A 23,429-nucleotide genomic window follows, 5' to 3' on the forward strand; every position below is an offset into this window, starting at 1 on the left:
CGCCCCGGCCGGGGGGGGGGCCCCCCCCGCCCCCCCCGCCCCCCGGGGGGGGGCGGGGCCGGGGGGGGGGTGGGGGGGTGGGGGGGGGGGCGGGGGGCGCCCCCCCCCCCCCCCCGGCCCCCCGCCCGGCGTCCGGATTCAGGCGGCCGGCTCGCCGCCGAAGCGCTCCTTGTACGCCGCCAGGTCGTCGTCCGTGAGCTTGGCGAACAGGACCGGCGGGACGGTGAAGGGGGTGCCGGCGGGGACGGAGGCGAGGGCGCGGGCCTCGTCGGCCGTGACCCAGGTCGCCGTGTCGTCCGTGAGGGCGAACGCCTCCCGCATGGTCTTCGCCGTCGTCGGGATGAAGGGCTCCGACACCACCGCGTAGAGGTGGATCAGGTTCATCGCCGTCCGGAGCGTGAGGGCCGCGCCGTCCTTGTCGGTCTTGATCTCCAGCCAGGGGGCCTTCTCCTCCAGGTAGGAGTTGCCCGCGGACCACAGGGCGCGCAGGGCGGCGGCCGCCTTGCGGAACTGGAGGCTCTCCATGTGGCCCTCGTACTCGGCCAGCAGCTCGGCGATCTGCTCCCCGAGCTTCGCCTCGGCCTCACCGGCGGCGCTGCCCGCCGGCACCTCCTCGCCGAAGCGCTTCTTGGAGAAGGACAGGACGCGGTTGACGAAGTTGCCCAGGGTGTCGGCGAGGTCCTTGTTGACCGTCGCCGTGAAGTGCTCCCAGGTGAAGGACGAGTCGTCCGACTCGGGGGCGTTGGCGATGAGGAAGTAGCGCCAGTAGTCGGCCGGGAGGATGTCGAGCGCCTGGTCGGTGAAGACGCCGCGCTTCTGCGAGGTCGAGAACTTCCCGCCGTAGTACGTCAGCCAGTTGAAGGCCTTGACGTAGTCGACCTTCTTCCACGGCTCGCGCACGCCCAGCTCGGTGGCCGGGAACATCACGGTGTGGAAGGGGACGTTGTCCTTGGCCATGAACTCGGTGTAGCGGACCGTGTCGTCGGCCTCGTACCACCAGGACTTCCAGTCCCGGTCCTCCGGGTCCGTGTCTCGCGCGGCGTCTGCCCACTCCTTCGTCGCGCCGATGTACTCGATCGGGGCGTCGAACCAGACGTAGAAGACCTTGCCCTCGGCGGCCAGCTCCGGCCAGGTGTCGGCCGGGACCGGGACGCCCCAGTCCAGGTCACGGGTGATGGCGCGGTCGTGCAGGCCCTCGTTCAGCCACTTGCGGGCGATGGAGGAGGCCAGCTGCGGCCAGTCGTCCTCGTGGCGGGAGACCCACGCCTCGACCTCGTGCTGCAGCTTGGACTGCAGGAGGAAGAGGTGCTTGGTCTCGCGGACCTCGAGGTCGGTGGAGCCGGAGATCGCCGACCGCGGGTTGATCAGGTCGGTGGGGTCGAGCACCCGGGTGCAGTTCTCGCACTGGTCGCCGCGGGCCTTGTCGTAGCCGCAGTGGGGGCAGGTGCCCTCGACATAGCGGTCCGGGAGGAAGCGGCCGTCGGCCGGGGAGTACACCTGGCGGATCGCCCGCTCCTCGATGAAGCCGTTCTCGTTCAGACGGCGGGCGAAGTGCTGGGTGATCTCGACGTTCTGGGGCGAGGAGCTCCGGCCGAAGTAGTCGAAGGCCAGCGCGAAGCCGTCGTAGACCGCCTTCTGCGCGTCGTGCGCCTGCGCGCAGAACGCGTCGACCGGGAGACCCTGCTCCTTGGCGGCCAGCTCGGCGGGGGTGCCGTGCTCGTCCGTCGCGCAGATGTAGAGGACGTCGTGGCCGCGCTGGCGGAGGTACCGGGAGTACACGTCCGCCGGGAGCATGGACCCCACCATGTTGCCCAGGTGCTTGATTCCGTTGATGTACGGAAGGGCGCTGGTGATGAGGTGTCGAGCCATCGGGGGCTGCTCCCAGGTCGGTCGTTTTGTGAGGCTTGGAGTCTTGAAATCGTAGCCGACACGGGTGGGCCGCCCGCCTCCCGTTTTAAGGGGTGGGAAGCGGGCGGCCTGATCACGCCGGGTCGCGGGTGCCGCGGGTGCCGCCGGCACCAGGGGGTGTCACGGGCGCCAGTCGGCCAGCACGCCCTCGTAGAGCTCCTGGTCGGTGAGTTCGCGGGGGGTGGGGCCCGCGTGGAAGAAGGCCGTGTTGCCGGTCTTCAGCTTGCGGAGGTAGTCGAAGGCCTTGTTGTCGTGCTCACCGAAGGCGACGAAGGAGAAGAACACGGTGGGGTGGTTCTTCTTCGCGTCGGTGAGGGACTGGGTGGCGGGGGTCTTGGCGTCGGGGGCGCCGTCGGTCTGGAAGACGACGAGGGCGGGGCGGCCCTGTCCGTGCTCGCCGTGGTGGCCCACGACCGCCTCGACGGCGGCGTGATAGCTGGTACGGCCCATACGGCCGAGGCCGGCGTGCAGCTCGTCGATCCTGTCCTCGGGGTCGCTGAGGGTGAGGTCGGCGGTGCCGTCGAGCTCCGTCGAGAAGAAGACGACGTGGACCGTGGCCTCGGGGTCCAGGTGGGCCGCGAGGGCGAGGGTCTGGTCGGCGAGGGACTGGGCGGAGCCGTCCTTGTAGTACGGCCGCATCGACGCGGAGCGGTCGAGCACCAGGTACACGGAGGCCCGGGCACCGGTGAGACCGAGCTTGTCGAGACCGTCACCGGCGGTGCGGTAGGCGGCGACGAGGTGAGGGGCGCTGTCCTGGACGCGGGCGAGCGGCGTCGCCGCGTCCCCGCCCGGCTCCCCCGCGGCGGCAGCCGCGAGCACCGGCTCCGGAGCCGCTTCGGAGACGTCAGCAGCGGCAGCGGCCGGCTCGGGCTCGGGCTCGGCGTCCGCTTCGGCGGCGGGCTCGGCCGCAGGTTCGGCGGGTGCGTCGGCGGCGGCCTCCGACTCCGCCTCGGCAGCGGCCGGAGCGGCCTCGGTGTCGGCGTCCGCCGGGGTCTCGGCCGTCGGCTCCGCCTCCGGCTCGTCGGCGGGCTCGTCGGTGGGCGCCTCGGGCTCGGCTTCGGCGTCCGCGCCGACGGGGGTCTCGGCTTCCGCGGGAGCTGCTGCGTCCGCTTCGGCGGGTGCGTCGGCGGCGGCCTCGGGTTCCGCCTCGGCGGCAGCCGGAGCGGCTTCGGGCTCGGTGTCGGCGGGGGTCTCGGCCTCGGTCTCGGCGGGGGCTTCGGCGGTGGGCTCCGCCTCCGGCTCGGCGGCGGGCGCGGCGGCCTCGGGCTTCGGCTCCGGTTCTGCCGCAGCGGCGGCGGCCGGCTCCGGCTCGGTGTCCGCCTCGGCGGGGGCGGTCTCGGCCGCCGGTTCGGCGTCCGCGTCGGCGGCAGCCCCGGCCGGGGCCTCCGGCTCCTCGGCGGCAGCCGGCTCGGTCGCCGTGTCCGGCGCCGGCTGGGTCGCCGCCTCGGGCTCGGTCTCCGCAGGGGGCTCGGCGGCAGCCGGCTCGGCCTCGGCCTCTGCCTCGGGCTCGTTCGCCGGTGTCGGCTCGGCCGGGGCAGCCTGCGCCGCCACCGGAGTCTGCTCCTCCGCCGGCGTCGGCTTCTCCGGCTCGTCCGTGTCCTCAGCGTTCGCGTCCGCCGAGGGGGTCGGCTTGGGGACGGTCACGTTGTCGAAGGCGGCCGAGACGAGTTCGTGCTCCTCGTCGGTCGCCGGGCGGGGCTCGGGGATCCGGGCGGTGGGCGCCGGGGCACCCTCGGTGCCCGGGGCGGGGTCGGAAGACTCCGGTGCGTGATCCCGCAGCTCCTCCCGCGAAGCAGCCGGTTCCTGCGAGGGAACCAGTTCCGCACCCTCCGCCTCGGCGGTGCGCTCCTTGCGTGAGCGGCCGAATGCGTTCCGAAGGCGAGTGAGAATGCCCATGCGCGCAACCCTTCGCGTGAGTTGAAGCCCGTCAATCCCTGGCCAGGACGGACACGTAAGGTTAGCGGCCCCCCGTGGCGATCTTGGGCAGGGGTGAGTGAGGGGAAGCGGGGTGTGTCAACACCGCCTCCGGGCCGTCCGGCGGCCGCGCCCGGGCCGAATGCGCCGCCCGTCTCAACACCCGTGTGGCTGCCGGGGATTCACCCCTCGTTCACTCCGCCGCCGCGCCTGCGCACATACGTGCCCCTACCGTCACGCTCACACCAAGGGCACGCAAGGGGAGATTAAAGGTGCGCAAGCTGCTGCCGCTGATCGGAACGCCGTCCCAGTCCCACCCCGGCGGACGATCCGCCATGACCTGTCGTTTCCGGTGTGGTGACGCCTGCTTCCACGAGGTGCCCAACACCAGCGACAACGCCTACGTCGGTGACGTCATCGCTGGGGCCCTCAGCCGCCGGAAGGTGATGCGCGCCGCCGCCGTCGTGACCGTCGCGGCCACCGCGGGAGCGGCCGGCGCGCTGCCGGCCGCCGCGACGACCACCGCGACGGCCACCGGGCCGTCCCACGGCGCACCCACCGGAGCCGCGGCCCGCGGCCTGCGCTTCACCCCCGTCCCGCCGAACACCGCCGACGCCGTCACCGTCCCGGACGGCTACCGGCAGAACGTCGTCATCCGCTGGGGCGAGCCCATCCTGCGCGGCGCCCCCGCCTTCGACCCGGAGAACCAGACCGCCGCCGCCCAGGCCGGCCAGTTCGGCTACAACAACGACTTCCTCGCCCTGCTCCCCCTCCCGGGCGAGCGCCGCCGCCAGCTGCTCGTCGCCAACCACGAGTACACGGACGAGGTGCTGATGTTCCGGGGCTACGACCCCGCCAACCCGACCCGGCAGCAGGTGGAGGTCGCCTGGGCGGCGCACGGGCTCGCCGCGGTCGTGGTGGAGGAGGACCGCAGGACGGGGGCGCTCACCGCCGTACCCCGCCACCCCCTCAACCGGCGGGTCACCGCCACCACCGAGTTCCGGCTGACGGGCCCCGCCGCCGGATCGGACCTGCTCAGGACCTCCGCCGACCCGACCGGGACCAAGGTCCTCGGCACCCTCAACAACTGCTCCGGCGGCACCACCCCCTGGGGCACCACCCTGCACGGCGAGGAGAACTTCAACCAGTACTTCGCCCACGGCAGCCGGCCCACCGACAAGCGGTACGGGATCGGGGCCGGGGCCACCGAGCGCAAGTGGGAGCGGTTCGACGAGCGGTTCGACGTCGCCCGGGAGCCCAACGAGGTGCACCGCTTCGGGTACGTCGTCGAGTTCGACCCGTACGACCCGGCCTCCACGCCCCGCAAGCACACCGCCCTCGGACGCTTCAAGCACGAGGCCGCCACCGTCCGGCTGACCGACGACGGGCGGCCCGTCGTCTACTCCGGTGACGACGAGCGGTTCGACTACTTCTACAAGTTCGTCGGCAGCAAGCGCATGCGGAAGGGGTCGTCCCGCGCCGTGCGCGAGCACAACCTCTCGCTGCTCGACGAGGGCACCCTGTACGTCGCCCGCCTCACGGGCGACTCCCCCGCGATCGAGATCGACGGCACCGGCAAGCTGCCGGCCGACGGGGAGTTCGACGGCAGCGGCGAGTGGATCCCGCTGGCCACCGCCTCCGCCGGGGGCGCCGTCTCGCACGTGGAGGGCATGACCGCGGAGGAGGTCTTCGTCTTCACCCGCCTCGCCGGTGACAAGGTCGGCGCGACGAAGATGGACCGGCCCGAGGACATCCAGCCCTCGCCGGTCACCGGCAAGGTGTACGTCGCCCTCACCAACAACGGCAACCGCGGTGTCGGCACGAACGCCAAGGCCGACGAGGCCAACCCGCGCAACGCCAACAAGCACGGGCACATCCTGGAGCTGACCGAGCGCCGGAACCGGCCGGAGAGCACGTCCTTCGCCTGGTCGCTGTTCCTCGTGGCCGGCGACCCGGAGGACCCGGCCACCTACTTCGCCGGGTTCCCCAAGGACGACGTCAGCCCCATCTCCTGCCCGGACAACGTCGCCTTCGACCCGTACGGCAACCTGTGGATCTCCACCGACGGCAACCAGCTCGGCTCCCACGACGGCCTCTTCGGCGTGGCCACGCGAGGTGCGCGGCGCGGTGAGCTGAAGCAGTTCCTGACCGTGCCGACCGGCGCCGAGACCTGCGGGCCCGTCATCCAGGACCGGCGGGTGCTGGTCGCCGTACAGCATCCGGGCGAGGTCGACGGGGCGTCCGTGGAGAAGCCGGCCAGCACCTGGCCCGACGGGCCCGGCAAGATCGTCCGTCCGGCGGTGGTGGCGGTGTGGCGCGCGGACGGCTGCGACATCGGGAACTAGCTGCGAGGGGGGCGGGGGCGCCGCCCGGCGGCATGACCGCCCGTGGGCCGCGTCCGCCGCTCAGTCCTGGTGGAGGGTGAGGTCCACGAGCAGGGTCCGGTGGTCGGTGCCGTCGAGGTGGAGGAAGCGGGCGTGGCTCGCGGAGAACTGCCTCGACACGAGGACGTGGTCGATCTGCGCGCCGAAGGCGGGGGCCGTACGGCTCGGCCAGCTCGGGGCGCGGGCGGCCCCGGACAGGCGGGCCGCGTCGCGCAGTCCCGTGTCCAGGACGCGGCGGAAGGCCGCGTGGTCCTGGGAGGCGTTGAAGTCCCCGGCGAGGACGAGCGGGCCGTCCCCGTACCGCGCGGCGACGTCGCGCAACCGCCCCAGCTCCCGCTTCCACAGGCCGACCTGACCGGGCAGCGGCGGCTTGGGGTGCGCGAGCTGGAGCCGTACGGGACGCCCGGCCACGTCGGCGACGGCCCCCGGCATCCCCATGCTGCCCGGAACGCCCTCGGCGGGGGTGAGCCGGAACCGGCTGAGGATCACCGATCCCACGGAGGTGCCCCCGGGGACGGCCTCCCGGTAGGGGTACTCCCCGCCCAGCTCCCGCCGCACCGCCGCCTGACAGGTGTACTCGCACTCCTCGACGAACACGATGTCCGGGCGCTCCCGTCGCACCACCCGGATCAGCGAGCCGGTGGCCCGGCCGAACTCGACGTTGGAGGTGAGCACCCGCACCCCGGCGACCGCCGCCCCCTCGGGCCCGCCCCCGTCCCCGTAGGGCCGTACGCACCAGGCGAGCAGGGCGAGCACCACGGCCCCCCAGACGAGGCCCGTCCGCCACCGGGCGAGAAGGGCCACCGCCACCGCGGCCCCCGCGGGTACGAGCAGCCACGGCAGGAACGCCAGCACCTGCGGCACGGGGGTGACCGCGTCGGTGCCGGCGACCCGGCACCCGACGACCGCACTCACCGCGGCGAGCGGCACTCCCGCCCACCAGGCGCCGAGCAGCCGCCACCGCGGGCGTCGGCCGGGCGCGTCAGCGGAACTCCCGGACGACCTCGATGCGTCCGACGATGTGCGCGTTGAACTCATCGAGCTCCTCCGCCGGTACCCACAGCTCCAGGATGGTCTCTCCCCCGGCCTGGCGCACCGGATACCGCCGCAGGAACTCCGTGTCGACCTCGAACCGCGTGACGTGGCCTGATCCGGAGGCGGGCACGTTCCAGTCCCGCGCGATCCGCACCGCGTAGTCCTCGTTGAGCACCGGATAGAAGATCGGCTGCTCGGGCAGGCGCGGCGGCCAGGCCGTCCAGCCGGAGGCCTCCACCAGTGCCAGCTCCTCGGGGCCGGTGGGGCGCCAGAGGGTCGTGGTCTTCCGGTTCGGGGAGCTCATGAACCGGACGGTAGCCGGGCGGGCGGGGCCGGGGCCAAGGGATTACGACGCGTCGGCCCTGGCCAGGAAGGCCCCCAGCACCTCGTTGAACTCCGCCGGCCGCTCCAGGTTCGGCATGTGGGCCGCGCCCTCGACGACGTGCAGGACGGAGTCGGGGAGCGCCGCGTGCATCGCCCGCGCGTACGGGACGGGGGTGTACGCGTCGTCCGCGCCGACCACGACCAGGGCCGGGACCGTGACCCGGGTCAGCAGGCCGCGGTAGTCCGGGCGTTCGGCGCGGCCGCGCAGGGCCGCCGCCGCTCCCTCCGGGGGCGTCGACGTCATCATGCGGTGGACGTGCGCCTTGACGGCCGGGTCGGCGTACGGGGCGACCATCTTCTCCAGCACCTCGTCGGCGTAGCCGCGCATGCCTTCCGCGAGGAGGCGGTCGGCCGTCTCGTTGCGGGCCCGCCTGCCCCCGGCCGTCTCCGGGTCGGGGAAGGTGTCCGCGAGGACCAGGCCCCGCACGCGGCCGGGGAACCGCCCGTAGCAGTCCATCGCGATCTGGCCGCCCATGGAGAGGCCGGCCAGCACGAAGTGCTCCACCTTCAGTTCGTCCAGGAGGGCCTCGATGTCCTGCGCGAAGTCGGACAGGAGCGTGATGCCGGGGACCACCGGGGAGGCGCCGTAGCCGCGCAGGTCGGGGGCGATCACCCGGCGGCCGGTGGCGAACGCCTCGATCTGCGGATTCCACATCGTGCGGTCGAAGGGGTGCCCGTGGACGAGGACAAGGGGGAGAGCGGGGGAATGCGCGTCGCCTTTGTCCTCGTATGCGAGGAAGGGGGTCATGGCGGCGACTCTAGGGCGGCTCAATTCCTCGGTGCAATAAGATCTTTGCTCTCGGTGCAATCCCAAGGAGGGCCGGCGCGTGGGTGACTTCCGGGCCATCGCCGACCGGATCGCGGGCGACATCGCCTCCGGGCGGCTGCGCCCCGGTCAACAGCTGCCTCCCCAGCGGTGGTTCGCGCGACGGCACCGCATCGCGCCCTCCACGGCCGGGCGGGTGTACGGCGAACTCGTGCGGCGCGGACTGGTCGTGGGCGAGGTCGGGCGCGGCACCTTCGTCCGGGCCGCCCCGGAGCCGGCGCGGGGGCGGGCGCTGATCGAGGCGGCCACCGCCGCACCCGTCAACCTGGAGCTCAACTACCCGGTCGTGGCGGGGCAGTCCGAGCTGCTGGGGCAGGCCCTCGCGCCCCTGCTGCGGGCCGACGCGCTGACGGAGGCGTTGCGTCCGGGCGCCGCCGCCGGGACGCCCGCCGCGCGTGAGGCCGCCGCCCGGCTGCTCGGACTGCCGGACTGGCGGCCCGGGCCCGACCGGATCCTCTTCGCGGGCAACGCCCGCCAGGCCATCGCCGCCGCCCTCGCCTCCCTCGTCCGGCCCGGCGGCCGGGTCGGGGTGGAGGAGCTGACGTATCCGCTGGTCATGGAGGTCGCCGCACGGCTGGGGATCGTCCTGGTGCCGCTGGCCGGCGACGCGGAGGGCGGAGTACGGCCCGACGCGCTGCGCGCCGCCCACCGGGCCGCCCCGCTCCGCGCGCTCTACCTCCAGCCGACCCTGCACAACCCGACCTCGGTGACCATGACGTACCCGCGGAAGAAGGAACTCGCGCTCGCCGTCGCCGACTTGGACATCCCCGTGGTCGAGGACCGGATCTGGTCCTTCCTCCACCCGGACTCCCGGCCCTTCGCCGTCCACGCCCCCTCCCTCACCCATGTCGTGGACGGGCTGTCCAAGCGGGTCGCGCCCGGGCTCACCGTCGGCTTCCTCGTCGTACCGGAGGGCCGGGCGCAGGCCGTGGGGGCCGCGGTGCGGTCCGGGGGGTGGAGCGCCGCGGGGTTCGCGCTGGAGGCGGCCGTGCGGTGGGAGGCGGAGGGGATCGTGCGGCGGCTCGTCGAGGAGAAGCGCGCGGACGCGGCACGGCGGCAGGCGGTGCTCGCCGAGCACCTCGGCGGGTTCTCCGTACGGACCGACCCGCGCGCCTACTTCGCCTGGTGGGAGCTGCCCGCGCCGTGGCGGGCGGACACCTTCACCGCCGCTGCCGCCGCGCACGGCATCGCCGTCACGCCGGGTACCGCCTTCGCCGTCGACCCGCACCGCACCCCGGACGCGGTCAGGCTCGGGCTCGCGTCGGCTCCGGTGGAGGAGCTGGCGCGGGCGTTGCGGACGCTCGCGGGTGTCGCGGCGGGCGGCCCGCCCTCAGGTACCCCGTGAGCCAGGTCGCCGCGGCGACCGTCAGGCCGACGCCGAGCAGGAGCCAGGCCGCGGTGCGCAGGGTGGTGGTGAGGGCGTCGTAGACCGCGGCGGCGGCCGGGCGGTGGGCCGGGTCGGGGAGGTCGGCGAGGGTGAGGTGGCGGCCGATGGCGACGGCGAGGCCGAGGAACGCGCCGCCGAGCGCGGTGCCGAGGGCGGTCGCGGTGATCGCGCGGCGGCGGCAGGCGGCGACGGCGATGCCGCCGGCCGCGAAGACGACGGCCGCCAACGGCAGCCAGAATCCGGCGACATCGAGCACGTGGTAGCCCTTCCGCAGGGTGGCCAGGTCGTCGGGCGGCAGCAGGGCCACCCGGGTGTGCTCGATCGGGATGCGCTCGGCGAACGGCACGTGGTCGAGGGTCATCTGGTGCTTCAGAGGGGTCGTGACGGTCGCCAGGTCGACCGTCACCGGGCCGTCGTCCCGGTCGGCGCGCTCGTCGTTCAGCGCTCTCATCACGGCTGTGTGCGCGGCCTCGTTGCCCGCGTCCCACGCGGTCCGGTAGGCGCGGGTCGAGGTGAACGAGCGGACCGCGTCCCGTGTGAACAGCGGGCTCATCCCGGACTCGCGGGCCACCCCGTCGCCCACCGTGTCCGCCACGGCGTCCCGCACGGCGGGGTCGGAGGCGAGCGGCGCCATCGCGGTGACGTAGCTGCGGGTGTCGGTGAGGCCGTACGCCGCCCAGGCCGCGAGCGTGCCGAACGGCACGAGCAGGCAGGACAGGGCGGTCAGGACGGCCGAGAGGGCGGTCCGCAGGCTTCGGGACACGCCTCCAGGCAACGGGCTGGGCGCGGCCCACGCCAGCCGACCTGAGCCGTACGGGTGCCCCTGGGACTGCCGGGATCTCTGGGGCCTGTGGGGCCTCCGGTGGAGCGTTCACCCGAACGGGTGTTTCCTGGTTCTGGGGAGAAGGAGGCCGATCATGCGCACCACTCCGGCTCTGCGGACACTGGCCGCGGCTCTGCTCACCGGCGGCACCCTCGCCGTGACCACGGCGGGAACCGCGGCGGCGGCCCCGCCGACCAGCGGCGACGACCATCCGATCCGGGGCACCGTCGTCTCCCGCACCGACCTGAACGTGCGACAGCAGCCCACCACACACTCCGCCGTGGTCGCCTCGCTGGCGCCCGGCAGCCACGACCAGGTGCAGTGCAGGGTCGTGGGACAGAGCGTCAACGGCAACCCGTACTGGTACTGGCTCCTCGGCGCCCAGGGCTGGGCGAACGCGGCGTTCGTGGACACCCGCGGCGCCCACGTGCCGGCCTGCGCCGACCCGTGCCCGCGGTGGAAGAACGGGGACTGGACCAACTGGGACGACCCGTTCACCAACAGTTCCTTCAGCGTCTCCGGCTCCGGCTCGTTCAGCGTCTCGGGCTCCTGGAGCTTCAGCGCAGGAACGTCACAGACCTCGTCGGGTGGCTGGGAGTGGATCCCGGTCGGCCGGTGAGTGGAGGGATGAGGGAAACGCATGGGCCCCGGCCGACCGCCGGGGCCCATGTGCGCGTGCCGCGCTCCGTGCGTGCCGCGCTAGCGGATGCGGTGTCCCTCCGCGTCCTCGTGCGTGTAGTAGCGGTAGAACAGGACCGCGAAGACGCTCGCCGCGATCACCAGGCCCATGGCCGTCGAGCGCAGGACGGTCTTGTCCGTCTGGCTGTACATGAAGCCGAAGGCGCAGCCCGCGAACGCCGCCCACAGCAGGGCGTGCAGTTCACGCGGCAGACGGGGGGTCATCGCGGCCAACCCCATCCACAGGGCCGCGAACACGATCGTGCTGGCGAAGCCGAGCAGGAGGTTCCAGCCGGTGATGGGGCCGCCGGCGCGGCTGTTGGCCGCCACCCAGTAGCCGTAGACGAGCCCCAGCGCCACGGGGACCGCCCACCGCGCGATCCGGTGGGTCCGCTCGCTGAAGATGTCGGGAGTCCTGGCCGGCCGGGCCGGCGTCAGTGCGGGTGCCGCATGAGCCATGAGAGCGCTCCTCTCTCTCCTCGCCCCCGACTTCCAGGGCACACCTGGCAGCGGGCGGTGGCAAGTCGGGTGCGTCGAGTACCCGGATGCGGGCCGTCCCACCCCGTGATTCGCTGACCTCATGCGCGACTCCGGGGGCCAGGGAGGCCACGGGGGCCACGGTCCGCTCGACCGCGGCCTTCCGCGTACCCGGCGCCGGGACGTCCTGCAACGCCACCAGCTGCTGCAGATCCGGGGCCGCAGCGTGACCTGGCTGGTGCCGCTGACGGTGCTCGTCGCCATCACCTTCGCCGACTTCCACAGCACCGGCGAGTTCCGGATCGTGTCGTGGTGCGTGTTCGTCTCCGCGATCGCCGCCGCGCTGTGCGGGGTGTGGACGACGGCGCTCTTCGCGGTCCTCGCGCTCGTCGTCTACGTCGCCAGCGACGCCGCCTGGCCCACCGAGTACCGGGAGGGCCCGGCCGACTTCGTGCTCGTCCTCGTCGGCGGGGTGCTCTCCGTGCTCGCCTCCTCGGTCCGGGTGCGCGGCGAGCTGCGGATGCTGCACATGATGGACATCGCGGAGACGACCCGGCGTACGGTGCTGCGCCCGCTGCCGCCGGGCTGGGGCGGCCTCGACCACGCGGCCGTGTACCTCGCCGCCGACGCCGACGCCCGGGTGGGCGGCGACTTCTACGACATCCAGCCCGGACCGCACGGCACCCGTGTCCTCCTCGGCGATGTGCAGGGCAAGGGGCTGGGCGCGGTGGACGCGGCGGCCGCGCTGCTGGGCACGTTCCGGGAGGCGGCGTACCACGAGGCGGACCTGGCGACGGTCGCCGGCCGTCTGGAGACCCGGCTGCGGCGGCACCGGCTGCACACCGTGGCGCTGGGGCGGGACGACGGGGACCGGTTCGCCACGGCCGTGCTGATGGGGTTTCCCGACGCCGAGCGCGGGGTGGCCGAGGTGGTCGGCTTCGGCCATGAGCCGCCGCTGGTGGTGGGGGCGGCGGGGGTACGGCCGCTGCCCTGCGGGGACGGGCTGCCGCTCGGGCTCGCCGACCTGGCCGGGGCGGGCGGGACGCCGCCCGCGCTGCGGGTGAAGCTCGCCGCCGGGGAGACGTTGCTGCTGGTCACGGACGGGGTGACGGAGGCCCGGGACTCCGCCGGCGTGTTCTACCCGTTGGCCGAGGAGGTCGCCGCGGCGGTGCGCCGGGACGCCCGCGCGGCGGAACCGGCCCGCCTGGTGGCGCTCGTCCGGGACGGCACGCTGCGCCACTGCGGCGGCCGCCTCGCCGACGACACGACGATCTTCGCGGTACGGCGGACCGGGCGCGCGGCGGCGGAGGGCGCGTCGGGGGCGGGGAGCGCGTCGGGGGCGGTTCCGGACCGGGGTGACCGGGGCCCCGTACGGGGGCGTTCACAGGTCTGAGGCAGACCTTTGCAGCAGCAGCCGTTACGGTGCTGAGGTACTGATCGACAGGGGGAGGGGACCATGCCCGGAACCGTGCTGCTGCTGGCGGCCTCGCCCGTGGGCAAGGGGTGTCTGGTGGACGCGGCGTCCGTCCTCCCCGTGCTCGCGGCCGTGCCGCCCTCCGTGCTGGCCGGAACGGACACGGCGAACGTCGTCGAGCTGGCCGATCCGCTGGAGCCGCAGGCCGTGCTCACCCGGCTGCGGGCCGCGGCGGCGGCGGCCGGGCCGCTGACCGTGTTCCTCACCGGGCAGCTGCAGCTCGACCGGCGGCAGCGTCTGCCGCACCTCGCGCTCGCGCGGACGACTCCGTCGACCGTGCGGTACACCGGGTTTCCCTGGCACTGGTTCCGCGAGGAACTGCGGTTGCGGGCGGCCGGGACGACGACCGTGGTGGTGGATCTGCACGCCGACGCGGAGACCTGGGGCTGGCTGCGGGACCACGCGCTGGAGTGCGGGCCGACGGTCGCCGTGTACGGGCGGGTGGCGCCCCCGCCGGGGCGGCGGGCGGTGGCCGCGCCGACGTACATGAAGGCCGTCGCGACGATACTGCGGAGCGGCGGGCGGCCGGCGGACGAGCAGCTGCACCAGATGGCGTTGGGGCGGATCGCGGGGGAGGGGGAGGTGGGGGACCTGGTGCTGTCCGGGGCCACCCGGCCGGGTCTCGCCCCCGCCGCGCCGGCCGGGGCGGGTCTCGCCCCCGCCGCCCCCGCCCTGCCCGGCCCCGCCCTTCCCGCCTCCGGGGGCCACCGCCCCCAGCCCACCGTCACGACCTTCGCCGTTCCCCGTCCCCAGACGGCGGACGGGCCGGCCGGCGACCCCCACGCCGCCATCTCGAGCGCCGTCCAGGCCGGGCGGCACGCCGACGCCGACGCACTCGCCGCCCGGTGGGAGCAGGCCGCCGCCGCCTCCCGCGGGGCGGGCTCCGAGGAGGCGCTGCACTGGGCCGAGGTGCGCGCCGATCTCGCGATGTTCGCGGGGGACGCCGAGCGCAGTTGCCGTACCTGGATGGCGGTCGCCGCCGCGCGGCTGGCCGCCGGGCAGGCGGTCGACGCCCCCGCCGTCGAGGCGGCCGTGGACCGGGCGCACCACCAGTGGGGGCGGATAGCCGACGCGGCGCGGGCCCGTGAGCTGGGGCCCGCGCTCGCGGAGCTGCGCGGCCGGGTGCCCGGCCGGCGGCAGGGCGCGCTGGACCATGTCCGGCGCCAGCTGGAGCAGTTGCAGCTTCAGGCGTGATCGGCCGTACGGCCCGGGAACGCGTGCCGGGCGTCGCGCGGCGGGCGCCGCCCTCCCACCGGCTTCAGCGGCCCGCCGTGTGTTCCCGGGCCGCCGGGGCGGGCGGGGGCGTGGAGGTCGCTCCGGCCGGGATCGCGTTGGCCGCGGTGATCAGGGTCGCGGCGGCCAGGACGGCGGCGGCGAGGGCCCTGGCGTAACGGCGTCCGTGGTGGGCGGATGTGGGTCCGGGCACGGCAACCTCACAGCATCGGCGAACTACGGCTCACGACACTCATGTATTAAGCATGCTTAACTCGCCGTTTAACGTAGGGGCTGCCATAGTCCAACGGCAAGGGCGCAGGGGGAGTTGGGGGGCCGAGGCGTGGGAGAACGGGATGAACCGGAGGTCATCGGGCGGCGCGTGCAGCGGATGCGCGTCGAACAGGGCCTGACCCAGAGGCAGCTGGCGGAGCCGACGTACACGCCCGCCTATGTCTCCACCCTGGAGGCCGGACGGGTGCGGCCCTCCGACGAGGCGCTCCGGCACATCGCCGAGCGGCTCGGCGTGGACTTCGAGGAACTGGCCACCGGGCGCTCGCCGCGGCTCGTGACCGACCTGCGGCTCCGGCTGACCGAGGCACAGCGGGCCCTCGCCACGGGAGAGGCGGAGGAGGCCGCGGCACAGTACGCCGTCCTGCTCACCGAGGCCGAGACGCACGGGCTCGCCGAGGAGCAGGCCACCGCGCTGCTCGGACTCGGCGAGTGCGAGATCTCCACCGGCGACCTGGAGAAGGCCCGGGTGTACTTCGAGCGGGCCGAGGGGTGTCTGGCCGACGCGCCGCTCCCCGCGCGGGTCCCGGCGCTGCGCGGACGGGCCGTCGCCCACTACCTCGCCGGTGAACTCCGTTACGCCGTCTATCTGCTGGAGTCCACCCTCGACGAGCTCAACCGGGGCGGCCTGCACGACCCCGACGCGCTGCTGCTGCTCTACGCCTCCGTCATCGGGCCGTACATGGACATGGGCGCCCACGCCCGCGCCGCGCAGGCCGCCGAGTTCGCGCTCGCCCTCGCACCCCAGGTCGCCGACCCCGCGCTGGTCGCCCGGATGCACCGCTCCGTCGCCCGTACGCTCCTCGCCGAGGGCCGCCTCGCCGAGGCCGACGCGTCCCTCGCCAAGGCCGCCGACCTGTACCGCCACCTCCAGCTCCGTACCGAACTCGCCAACTGCCACTGGATGCGCGGCTACGTCTACGCCCAGAACGGTCAGCTGGAGCACGCCGAGGAGGAGCTGAGGCAGGCGCAGACCATGCTCGCCGCCCAGCGCGCCGCGCTCTACGGCAGCCAGGTCGCCGTCGAACTGGCCGACGTACTGCACCGCAGGGGCAGGTCGCAGGAGGCCGCCGCACTCCTGCACGGCGTCCTCGGGGACCTCTCCCCCGAACGCGGCGCCGTCCACGCCGCCGCCGCTCACCGGCTGCTCGGCATCATCGCCGAGGACGCGCGGGACACGGAGGCCGCCGAGGAGCACTACGTCCGGGCGCTGAGCCTGCTGGAACGGGCGGGCGCCGCCGGTGATCTCGCCGACCTGTGCCGGATGCTGGGGGATCTGCTGCGCCGCACGGGACGGGTGGAGGCCGCGCTGGACGCCTACCGGACGGGACTCGGCCACCGCACGGCGCCGGGCACGACGACCCTGGGACCGGCCCCGGCCCAGCCGCCGCTCTAGGGACGGCCCCGGGACGGCTTCCCGGTCACAGCGGCCTCTCCGGCGGCTGCCGGGCTGCCCACAGCCTGCCCCTCTAGCGTGCGCCGGGTGCAGAACCAACGGACTGTGGGCGACAACCTGCGGGTCGTCGTGCGCGCGTCCGTGTACGCCGTGCTCGGCGGGTCCGCGCTCGTCGCCATCGCGACCGTCGTGTCCGTGCTCGGGCCGACGCTCGCGCTCGACCTGTACACGCCACCGGTGGCCGCGTGGTGGACCGTGTTCACCGCCGTCGTCGTCCAGGGCGTGCCCTTCCTGCTGCTCGGCACGGTCGTCTCGGCGGCCATCGGCGCCTTCGTGTCCGAGCGCGCCCTCGGACGCCTCCTGCCCCGCGACCCCGCGCTCGCCGTGCCCGTCGCGGGTGTCGCCGGGGCCGTGCTGCCGGGGTGCGAGTGCGCGTCCGTGCCGGTGGCCGGGAGCCTGATGCGGCGCGGGGTCGCCCCGGCCGCGGCCCTCGCCTTCCTGCTCTCCGCGCCCGCGATCAACCCCGTCGTGCTCGTCGCCACCTCCCTCGCCTTCCCGGGCCGGCCGGAGATGGTCCTCGCCCGGCTGCTCGCCTCACTCGGCACCGCCGTGGTCATGGGCTGGCTGTGGGCGCGGTTCGGCAAGGAGGAGTGGCTGCGGATGCCGGGGCGGGAGGCCCCGCACAGCACCGGCGCCCGTGCCTTCCTCACCGGTCTCCAGCACGACTTCCTGCACGCCGGCGGCTTTCTCGTCCTGGGAGCGGCCGCCGCGGCGACCTTCGACATCGCCGTCCCCCGGTCGGTGCTCGACGTCTTCACCGGCTCGGCGTGGCTCGCGGTGCCGCTGCTGGCCCTGCTCGCCGTCGTGCTGTGCGTGTGCAGCGAGGCCGACGCCTTCGTCGCCGCCTCGCTCAGCGCCTTCCCGGCCACCGCCGGGCTGGCGTTCATGGTGGTCGGCCCGATGGTGGACCTGAAGCTCCTCGCGCTGCAGGCGGGCACCTTCGGCCGCTCCTTCGCCGCCCGGTTCGCGTCCGTCACCTGGCTGGTGGCCGTGGCGGCCAGCGTGCTGGCGGGGTGGTGGCTGCTGTGAGGCGGTACGGCCCGGCGGTGCTGCTCCTGCTCACGGGCGCGGCGGTCCTGCGGATCACCCTGTTCGGCGACCTCTACCTGCGCTACGTGCAGGCGGGCCTGCGTCCGTACCTGATCGTCTCCGGGGCGGCACTGGTACTGCTGGGCCTGATCACCCCCGTCCTCACGTCCCACCCCCACCACTCCCACCACTCCCACCACGGCTCCCGCACCGCCTGGCTCCTCACCCTCCCCGCCCTCGCCCTCCTCCTCTTCCCGCCCCCCGCCCTCGGCTCCTACAGCGCCGCGCGCGAGGCCGCCCAGCGGGCCGCGCAGGGTGTCGGCACCTTCCCTGCGCTCCCCGCCGGGGACCCCCTCGACCTCGGCGTCGCCGGGTTCAGCTCCCGGGCCGTCTACGACAGCGGCCGCTCCCTGACGGGCCGTACCGTGCGGCTGACCGGCTTCGTCACCCGGGACGACGACGGGACCTGGTACGTCACCCGGCTCGTCGTCAGCTGCTGTGCCGCCGACGCCACGACCGCCAAGGCCGAGATCCGGGGCGCCGACGCCGGCGCACCGCCCACCGACACCTGGGTGACGGTCACCGGCACCTGGCGGCCGGAAGGCGCGCCGGGCTCGGACGAGGCCTGGCCGCCGGTGCTGGACGCGGAGAAGGTGACACGGGTGCAGCAGCCCGCGGATCCGTACGAGAAGCCGTAGGCGCGCGGGTTCCCGCGGTGGGCGGAGGGTACCCGGCGGACGCGGGAAGTGGTCGGACCAGTCCCTTTCGCGGAGGTGGTCGCCGTGCGCGACCGGGAGCGGGAGCGGATCGCGGCGGTGATCGCCGACGCGGTGCGCGGTGCCGAACCGGGCGAGGTGCCCGGGCGGCTGTGCGCCGCTGCCGTGCGGCTGCTGCCGGTGAGCGGCGCGAGCGTGTCGCTGTGCGGCGAGGGGATGCCGGTACCACTGAGCGCGAGCAGTGAGCGGGCCGCGCATCTGATGGAGGTGCAGGCCACCCTGGGCGACGGGCCCTGTCTGCGGGCCGCCGAGACCGGGGTGCCCGTGTTCGCCTCCGACCTGACGTCCGGCCGGGACGCCTTCCGCTGGCCGGTCTTCGCCCAGCAGGCGGCCGCGGCCGGGGTGCGCGCGGTGTACGCGCTGCCGCTCGGCGACCGCACGGTCTGTGTGGGCACCCTCGACCTCTACCGGGACGTCCCCGGCGAACTGGCCGGCGACGAGGTGCGCACCGCACAGCTGGTGGCGGACGTGGTGATGGCGGCCCTCATGACCCTGCCGCTCGCGGAGGACGACGGTCTGCGCCCGCCCGGCGAGGAGCCCTGGCTGAGCGCCCTCGCCGCCGACCACGACGTCGTCTACCAGGCCGTCGGCATGGTCATGGCGCAACTCGGCGTCAGCGCGGACGAAGCTCTGGCCCGCCTGCGCGCCCACGCCTTCGCCCTCGGCCACACCGTCCTGGACGAGGGCCGCGACGTGGTGGGCCGCCGAACCCGCCTCGACGACACAGACTGAACCCCCCCTCCGACGCCACCCCGACGAAGCCCACCCCCCTCACCGACGGACCCGACGGACGGCGGCCCCACGCGGCCCGGCGGGACCCCGGCCCGGCGGCTCCGGGCGGGTGGCTCCGGGCGGGCGGCTCCTGACGTGCCCGGTGGTGGTTCCGGTCCGGTGGCCCCGGTGGTGGTTCCGGGCGGGCGGCACCTGACGTGCCCGGTGGTGGTTCCGGTCCGGTGGCCCTGGTGGTGGTTCCGGGCGGGTGGCTCCTGACGTGCCCGGTGGTGGTTCCGGCCGGTGGGCCCGGTGGGCGGCTCCTCTTGGGAGGTCGCGGCAGGTGGGCTCGAGCGGGGGCTTCGGGTGGGTGGCGGCTGTCGGGCGGTCCCGGCGGGATCCCGGGCCGACGGCTCCTGACACGCCCCGCCCGGTGGGCGGCCCCTGCCCGGTGGCCGGCCTCGGCAGGGGGACTTGAGCTGCGGCTTCTGGGGGGCGCCGGCGGGAGGCTGCTGACGGGTGGCTCTCGACGGGCGGCCGCCCGTCGGTCCCGCGTGCGACGGGCGGCCGGCCGTCGGTCCCGCGTGCCCGGGGCCCCGCACGAGTCCCGTCCCGCGGGAGGGGTTCAGACCTGGACTCTGCCCTGTTGTCTGACGTCTGTCAGCCGGCGTACGCCGAGTTGTACGGCTGCCTGGGTCGCCTCGTTGGGGACGTCGCCCAGGCCGCCGTTGGTCAGGGCGAAGGCGTCCTCGCCGGCGCGGACGGCGGCGACGTCCAGGGCGAGGACGGTCGGCTCCCCGTCGGCGTTGTCCTCGGCGGTTCCCCAGAGCGTCAGCGACACCCGCAGCCCCTGCCGGGCGTCCCCGACCTCCGGCAGCGGCAGCTCGGTGACCTGCACGTCCTCCACGGTGTCCTGCCCGGCCGTGGCCGTGAACCGGGCGCACTTCTGCGGCAGCGACCGCAGCCAGGCCAGCGTCCGGTCCACGTCCGCCGGGCGCCTGCCGGTGAGCTGGTAGCGCAGCTGGGCCGCGCTGTCGGGGTCGTCGAGCCCGACGACCGCGCGGGCGGGCTCGCCGAACAGCTCGTCGGTGTAGAGGGCGTCGAGCAGTTTCTGGCACTCGGCGACGGGCGTGCTCGCCTTCAGCAGCTCGTCCCGCCAGGTCGCCGCGCCCCGGGTCGGGACCCAGGGCGCGCCGAGGTCGGTGTCGGTGATGAGCGCCGCCCGCGCCTGGGTGTCGGTGAGGACGGACGGGGTGGCCGACGTGGCGGGCGCGGACGCCGAAGCCGGGGCGCTCGGGTCGGCGGGTTCGGCGGTCGGCGGGTGCTCCAGACCGAGGGCGGCGCACCCGGTGACCGTCGTGAGCAGCAGCGAGGAGACCAGGAGAGCGCGGCGGGTCATGGAGGGTGCCTCCTGAACGGGGGATGCGGACCTCCTCTCACGGCAACATCGCGGCCGCGACGCGACCAGCGCGGCGGGCCGTACGGGTTACCGGCGTTGCTGCGCGCGGTGGAAAACCGGTCGTCCCCGGTCCGCCCGCGCTGTTACGGTCCCGGCATGCAGCGCGCCCTGCCGTCCCTCACGACGACGCCGGAGCAAGTCCCGGCGCGCTGATCCACGACTGGATGACCGAAGCCCCGGGGCGAGTGCCCCGGGGTTTCTTCGCGGCCGCTCGCCCCCGACCCGGAGGAGCAGCCATGCACGACCACCGCCGCCTCGGCCGCGAACTCGGCCTCTTCGACACCGATCCCCTGATGGGCGCGGGCCTGCCGTACTGGCTGCCCGACGGGGCGACCGTGCGCCACACCCTGGAGGAGTACGTCCGTGAGGCCGAGCGCGCGGCCGGCTACCGGCACGTGTACTCGCCGGTCCTCGGCAAACGCGAGCTGTACGAGATCTCCGGCCACTGGGACCACTACAGCGAGGACATGTTCCCGCCCATGGAACTCGGCGCGGAACAGGTGGTCCTCCGCCCCAGCCTCTGCCCCCACCACGCCCTGATCTACCGCTCCCGCTCCCACAGCTACCGCGAACTGCCCCTGCGGATCGCCGAGGTGGGCGGCATGTACCGCTCCGAGCCGTCCGGGGTGCTCGGCGGGCTCACCCGGGTCCGGGCGATCCAGCTCAACGACGCGCACATCTTCTGCACCCTGGACCAGGCCGTCGAGGAGGCCCGCGCGGCCCTCGCCCTGATCGGCCGCGCCTACGCCGACCTGGGCATCCGCGCCTCCCGGTACCGTCTCTCGCTCCCCGGCGAGGGCGGCAAGTACGTGGCCGGCCCCGGCCTGTGGAGCCGGGCCACCGCGCTTCTGCGGGAGGTGCTGGACGGCTCGGGGGTGGCGTACGAGGAGGCCGAGGGGGAGGCCGCCTTCTACGGACCGAAGATCGACGTGCAGATCGCGGACCGGGCCGGCCGCGAGGCGACCCTGTCCACCGTGCAGATCGACTTCCACCAGCCCGAACGCTTCGATCTGCACTACATCGGCGCCGACGGGGCGAGGCACCGCCCGGTGATGGTGCACCGCAGTGTCATCGGCAGTGTGGAGCGGGCGGTGGCGCATCTGATCGAGGAGCACGGCGGGGCGTTCCCCGCCTGGCTGGCGCCGGTCCAGCTGGTCGTGCTGCCGGTGTCGCAGGCGCAGGAGGAGGCCGCGGCGGAACTGGTGCGCGGGGCGTCGGGGGCGGGACTGCGGGCCGAGGTCAGTGGTGAGGGCAGTCTCGGGGCGCGGATCCGGGCGGCGCGGCTGGTGCCGTATCAGGCGGTGATCGGCGCCCGGGAGGCGGCGGACGGGCTGGCGGCCCTGCGGCTGCGGGACGGCCGCCGGCCGGGAGCGCTGCCGGCGGGCGAACTGCTGCGCCGGATCGGGGAGCGGGTCGCGGCCCGCGGAACCGGGCTGTGGGCGTGAGCGCCTGCGCATAGGGTGCACGCACCGACGGCTCGACGGAAGGATCTCCCGAGGTGACCGACCAGCCCATCCCGGTGATCATCGACTGCGACACGGGGGTCGACGACGCCCTCGCCCTGCTGCTCGCCGTACGCCACCCGGGCCTGGACCTGCGCGCGGTCACCTGTGTGGCGGGGAACACCGGCGTCGACGGGGTGGTCCGCAACACGCTGACCGTGCTGGAGGCGGCGGGCGCCGGGGACGTCCCGGTCGCGCGCGGCGCCGCCCGCCCGCTGATCGAGCCGGCCCGCTCGGCGGCCGTGCACGGTCTGGACGGCATGGGCGACCTCGACGGTCTGCCCGCACCGGCCCGCACCGCCGTCGACGTGGACGCGGTGACGCTGCTGCGCCGCGAGATCCTCGCCTCCCCGCGCCCGGTGACCCTGATCCCCACCGCCCCGCTCACCAACATCGCCCTGCTGCTGCGGACCCACCCCGAGGTGACCGGCAACATCGAGCGGATCGTGTTCATGGGCGGCGCGGTGGCCGTCGGGAACGCCACCGCGGTCGCGGAGTTCAACGTGTGGCACGACCCGGAGGCGGCCGCGATCCTGCTGTCCGCCGAGGTGCCGGTCACCATGTACGGGCTGGACGTGTTCCGGCGGGTGGTGGTGCCGGGGGCGGACGTACGGCGCCTGCGCGCGAGCGCGGAACCCGGCACCCGTCTGGCCGGTGAACTCCTCGCCCACCGCCCGTCCGCCCCCGAATCCGACGGCGACGGGCTCGCCGGTGGGCTCGGCGACGCGGGCGCGGTCTGCGCGGTCGTGGACCCGGCCGGTATCGCCACCCGGCTGCTGCACGTCGAGGTCTCCCTGGCCCCCGGGCCCACCCGGGGCCAGACGGTCGTCGACCGCCGCCCCCGCCCCGGCGAGTCGGAGATCCACGGGGGCGCGCGCGAACCCCAGCTGGTCGACGTGGCGCTGGACGTGGACGTGGAGCGGTACGTGAAGCTGTATCTGGAGACGGTGGAGCGCGCCTAGGGGGTGCCGGCCCCGGTCTCCCCGGCGGCGTCCGGGGTGGCGTCGTCCGCGGGTGCGGCGGACGCGGCGAGCTCGGCGAGGCCGGGCAGCATCCCGGCGAGCGCCTTCAGCAGCCTGTTCATGTCCACCACCTCGGGCAGCGGGAAGTAGAGGAAGCACACCCCGTGGTCCGTGCGGGAGACCGCCGGCGCCGCGAACCTCGTCAGGCGGTCCGGCAGATCCGAGGCGTAGAACCGCTCGGCCGTCGCCGCGGAGTTGTTCGTGCTCATCGGCAGGTACGGAACGTCCCCGCCGAACCGGAGGCCGAGCTCCGCGGCACTCCAGTCGCGCTCCAGGCGCAGCATCGGCTCGCTGCCGCGCACCTCGAAGCACACGATGAGCCAGTGCTGCATGTCCCTGCGCCCCACCGGTTCCCAGCGCCTGGCGACGGTGACCCGGCGGCCGCCGAGCGTGCCGGTCACGGCGAAGCCGGGCACCGTCCGCAGCAGCCAGGGGAAGTGGCCCGCCCACCGGTCCTCCTCGTCCCGGCGGCGCTCGATCCGTTTCCAGCCCGGACGGGCGGCGAGGGCCCGCATCGCCCGGTCCGCCTTGCCGGCCCGGTGCGCGGTGCGGAACGCGAGCGTGCCTCCGACGACGAAGGGCGCCAGGAGGATGGCCGACCACATGATCCAGGGGAACATGTACGTCCCTTCCTTCCGCGCCGGGGACTCGGGTGCCCCCGCATCGTCCCGCCCGGGCGGC

21 protein-coding genes are annotated in these 23,429 nt (G+C 74.7%); 11 read left to right on the forward strand and 10 right to left on the reverse strand.

Features of this window, described 5'->3' with window-relative positions; all coding sequences use genetic code 11:
* Positions 1-138: 138 nt before the first annotated feature.
* Complete coding sequence (gene metG, locus ACFY30_RS15750; RefSeq protein WP_390845753.1) at positions 139-1,869, reverse strand: methionine--tRNA ligase; 1,731 nt, start codon at positions 1,867-1,869, stop codon at positions 139-141.
* Positions 1,870-2,028: 159 nt separating this feature from the next.
* A complete protein-coding gene (locus ACFY30_RS15755; protein ID WP_390845754.1) occupies positions 2,029-3,804 on the reverse strand; it encodes a VWA domain-containing protein in 1,776 nt (591 codons plus the stop codon).
* A 290-nt stretch (positions 3,805-4,094) separates the two neighbouring features.
* Between ACFY30_RS15755 and ACFY30_RS15760 the strand changes: the two genes are divergently transcribed.
* Complete coding sequence (locus ACFY30_RS15760) at positions 4,095-6,167, forward strand: PhoX family protein (RefSeq protein WP_390845755.1); 2,073 nt, start codon at positions 4,095-4,097, stop codon at positions 6,165-6,167.
* A gap of 60 nt (positions 6,168-6,227) precedes the next feature.
* On the opposite strand, the gene ACFY30_RS15765 is transcribed toward ACFY30_RS15760, so the two are convergent.
* Genes ACFY30_RS15765 through ACFY30_RS15775 form a run of 3 tightly spaced genes read right to left on the reverse strand, consistent with a single transcriptional unit; the run spans position 6,228 to position 8,373 of the window.
* On the reverse strand, positions 6,228-7,244 hold the full coding sequence (locus ACFY30_RS15765; RefSeq protein ID WP_390845756.1) for an endonuclease/exonuclease/phosphatase family protein: 1,017 nt from the start codon (positions 7,242-7,244) through the stop codon (positions 6,228-6,230).
* On the reverse strand, positions 7,189-7,545 hold the full coding sequence (locus tag ACFY30_RS15770) for a hypothetical protein (protein ID WP_390845757.1): 357 nt from the start codon (positions 7,543-7,545) through the stop codon (positions 7,189-7,191). Before ACFY30_RS15770 ends, ACFY30_RS15765 begins: the two co-directional genes overlap by 56 nt.
* A 42-nt stretch (positions 7,546-7,587) precedes the next feature.
* Entirely contained in the window at positions 7,588-8,373 is a 786-nt protein-coding gene (locus ACFY30_RS15775) for an alpha/beta fold hydrolase (protein WP_390845758.1), read from the reverse strand.
* A 79-nt stretch (positions 8,374-8,452) separates the two neighbouring features.
* On the opposite strand from ACFY30_RS15775, the gene ACFY30_RS15780 reads away from it, so the two are divergent.
* Positions 8,453-9,796 (forward strand): PLP-dependent aminotransferase family protein, encoded by a 1,344-nt coding sequence (locus ACFY30_RS15780; RefSeq protein WP_390845759.1) that lies wholly within the window; start codon positions 8,453-8,455, stop codon positions 9,794-9,796.
* Here the strand turns inward: ACFY30_RS15780 and ACFY30_RS15785 are convergent.
* Positions 9,696-10,601, reverse strand: coding sequence for a hypothetical protein (locus ACFY30_RS15785; RefSeq protein ID WP_390845760.1), 906 nt, complete (start codon positions 10,599-10,601; stop codon positions 9,696-9,698). The two genes, ACFY30_RS15780 and ACFY30_RS15785, sit on opposite strands and share 101 nt — an antisense overlap.
* A 154-nt stretch (positions 10,602-10,755) precedes the next feature.
* Between ACFY30_RS15785 and ACFY30_RS15790 the strand changes: the two genes are divergently transcribed.
* A complete protein-coding gene (locus ACFY30_RS15790) occupies positions 10,756-11,280 on the forward strand; it encodes an SH3 domain-containing protein (protein ID WP_390845761.1) in 525 nt (174 codons plus the stop codon).
* A gap of 80 nt (positions 11,281-11,360) precedes the next feature.
* Here ACFY30_RS15790 and ACFY30_RS15795 read toward each other — a convergent pair whose 3' ends face one another.
* Positions 11,361-11,798, reverse strand: coding sequence for a hypothetical protein (locus ACFY30_RS15795; RefSeq protein WP_390845762.1), 438 nt, complete (start codon positions 11,796-11,798; stop codon positions 11,361-11,363).
* 121 nt (positions 11,799-11,919) lie between these two features.
* On the opposite strand from ACFY30_RS15795, the gene ACFY30_RS15800 reads away from it, so the two are divergent.
* On the forward strand, positions 11,920-13,209 hold the full coding sequence (locus tag ACFY30_RS15800) for a PP2C family protein-serine/threonine phosphatase (RefSeq protein ID WP_390845763.1): 1,290 nt from the start codon (positions 11,920-11,922) through the stop codon (positions 13,207-13,209).
* A 63-nt stretch (positions 13,210-13,272) separates the two neighbouring features.
* Complete coding sequence (locus ACFY30_RS15805) at positions 13,273-14,484, forward strand: hypothetical protein (protein WP_390845764.1); 1,212 nt, start codon at positions 13,273-13,275, stop codon at positions 14,482-14,484.
* Positions 14,485-14,548: 64 nt separating this feature from the next.
* Here the strand turns inward: ACFY30_RS15805 and ACFY30_RS15810 are convergent, their stop codons facing one another.
* Complete coding sequence (locus ACFY30_RS15810; protein WP_390845765.1) at positions 14,549-14,716, reverse strand: hypothetical protein; 168 nt, start codon at positions 14,714-14,716, stop codon at positions 14,549-14,551.
* A gap of 129 nt (positions 14,717-14,845) precedes the next feature.
* Between ACFY30_RS15810 and ACFY30_RS15815 the strand changes: the two genes are divergently transcribed.
* The 4 genes from ACFY30_RS15815 (at position 14,846) to ACFY30_RS15830 (ending at position 18,786) form a co-directional block, all read left to right on the forward strand.
* Positions 14,846-16,189 carry a helix-turn-helix domain-containing protein gene (locus tag ACFY30_RS15815; protein ID WP_390845766.1) on the forward strand — a complete coding sequence of 448 codons (1,344 nt, stop codon included), beginning with the start codon at positions 14,846-14,848 and terminating at the stop codon, positions 16,187-16,189.
* An 87-nt stretch (positions 16,190-16,276) separates the two neighbouring features.
* A complete protein-coding gene (locus ACFY30_RS15820) occupies positions 16,277-17,278 on the forward strand; it encodes a permease (RefSeq protein ID WP_390845767.1) in 1,002 nt (333 codons plus the stop codon).
* Positions 17,275-17,976, forward strand: coding sequence for a TIGR03943 family putative permease subunit (locus ACFY30_RS15825; protein WP_390845768.1), 702 nt, complete (start codon positions 17,275-17,277; stop codon positions 17,974-17,976). The genes ACFY30_RS15820 and ACFY30_RS15825 overlap by 4 nt, the downstream gene beginning before the upstream one ends.
* Positions 17,977-18,060: 84 nt before the next feature.
* Positions 18,061-18,786, forward strand: coding sequence for a GAF and ANTAR domain-containing protein (locus ACFY30_RS15830; RefSeq protein ID WP_390845769.1), 726 nt, complete (start codon positions 18,061-18,063; stop codon positions 18,784-18,786).
* A 604-nt stretch (positions 18,787-19,390) separates the two neighbouring features.
* On the opposite strand, the gene ACFY30_RS15835 is transcribed toward ACFY30_RS15830, so the two are convergent.
* Positions 19,391-20,164, reverse strand: coding sequence for a hypothetical protein (locus tag ACFY30_RS15835; protein WP_390845770.1), 774 nt, complete (start codon positions 20,162-20,164; stop codon positions 19,391-19,393).
* Between the two features lie 296 nt (positions 20,165-20,460).
* Here ACFY30_RS15835 and thrS point away from each other — a divergent pair, with 296 nt between their 5' ends.
* Entirely contained in the window at positions 20,461-21,669 is a 1,209-nt protein-coding gene (gene thrS, locus ACFY30_RS15840) for a threonine--tRNA ligase (protein WP_390845771.1), read from the forward strand.
* Positions 21,670-21,722: 53 nt separating this feature from the next.
* Complete coding sequence (locus tag ACFY30_RS15845; protein WP_390845772.1) at positions 21,723-22,688, forward strand: nucleoside hydrolase; 966 nt, start codon at positions 21,723-21,725, stop codon at positions 22,686-22,688.
* Here ACFY30_RS15845 and ACFY30_RS15850 read toward each other — a convergent pair.
* Positions 22,685-23,368 carry a hypothetical protein gene (locus tag ACFY30_RS15850; protein ID WP_390845773.1) on the reverse strand — a complete coding sequence of 228 codons (684 nt, stop codon included), beginning with the start codon at positions 23,366-23,368 and terminating at the stop codon, positions 22,685-22,687. The genes ACFY30_RS15845 and ACFY30_RS15850 overlap by 4 nt on opposite strands.
* Positions 23,369-23,429: the final 61 nt, after the last annotated feature.

Origin of the sequence: Streptomyces sp. NPDC000345 (assembly GCF_042898825.1) — a bacterium.
GTDB lineage: Bacteria > Actinomycetota > Actinomycetes > Streptomycetales > Streptomycetaceae > Streptomyces.

What these genes read in the sequence shown, in the direction of transcription:
- ACFY30_RS15800 (WP_390845763.1), top strand. Translation starts at nt 11,920, where the DNA reads ATGCGCGACTCCGGGGGCCAGGGAGGCCACGGGGGCCACGGTCCGCTC.
- ACFY30_RS15805 (WP_390845764.1), top strand. Translation starts at nt 13,273, where the DNA reads ATGCCCGGAACCGTGCTGCTGCTGGCGGCCTCGCCCGTGGGCAAGGGG.
- ACFY30_RS15795 (WP_390845762.1), bottom strand. Translation starts at nt 11,798, where the DNA reads ATGGCTCATGCGGCACCCGCACTGACGCCGGCCCGGCCGGCCAGGACT.
- metG (WP_390845753.1), bottom strand. Translation starts at nt 1,869, where the DNA reads ATGGCTCGACACCTCATCACCAGCGCCCTTCCGTACATCAACGGAATC.
- ACFY30_RS15775 (WP_390845758.1), bottom strand. Translation starts at nt 8,373, where the DNA reads ATGACCCCCTTCCTCGCATACGAGGACAAAGGCGACGCGCATTCCCCC.
- ACFY30_RS15755 (WP_390845754.1), bottom strand. Translation starts at nt 3,804, where the DNA reads ATGGGCATTCTCACTCGCCTTCGGAACGCATTCGGCCGCTCACGCAAG.
- ACFY30_RS15790 (WP_390845761.1), top strand. Translation starts at nt 10,756, where the DNA reads ATGCGCACCACTCCGGCTCTGCGGACACTGGCCGCGGCTCTGCTCACC.
- ACFY30_RS15850 (WP_390845773.1), bottom strand. Translation starts at nt 23,368, where the DNA reads ATGTTCCCCTGGATCATGTGGTCGGCCATCCTCCTGGCGCCCTTCGTC.
- ACFY30_RS15770 (WP_390845757.1), bottom strand. Translation starts at nt 7,545, where the DNA reads ATGAGCTCCCCGAACCGGAAGACCACGACCCTCTGGCGCCCCACCGGC.
- thrS (WP_390845771.1), top strand. Translation starts at nt 20,461, where the DNA reads ATGCACGACCACCGCCGCCTCGGCCGCGAACTCGGCCTCTTCGACACC.
- ACFY30_RS15765 (WP_390845756.1), bottom strand. Translation starts at nt 7,244, where the DNA reads ATGAGTTCAACGCGCACATCGTCGGACGCATCGAGGTCGTCCGGGAGT.
- ACFY30_RS15835 (WP_390845770.1), bottom strand. Translation starts at nt 20,164, where the DNA reads ATGACCCGCCGCGCTCTCCTGGTCTCCTCGCTGCTGCTCACGACGGTC.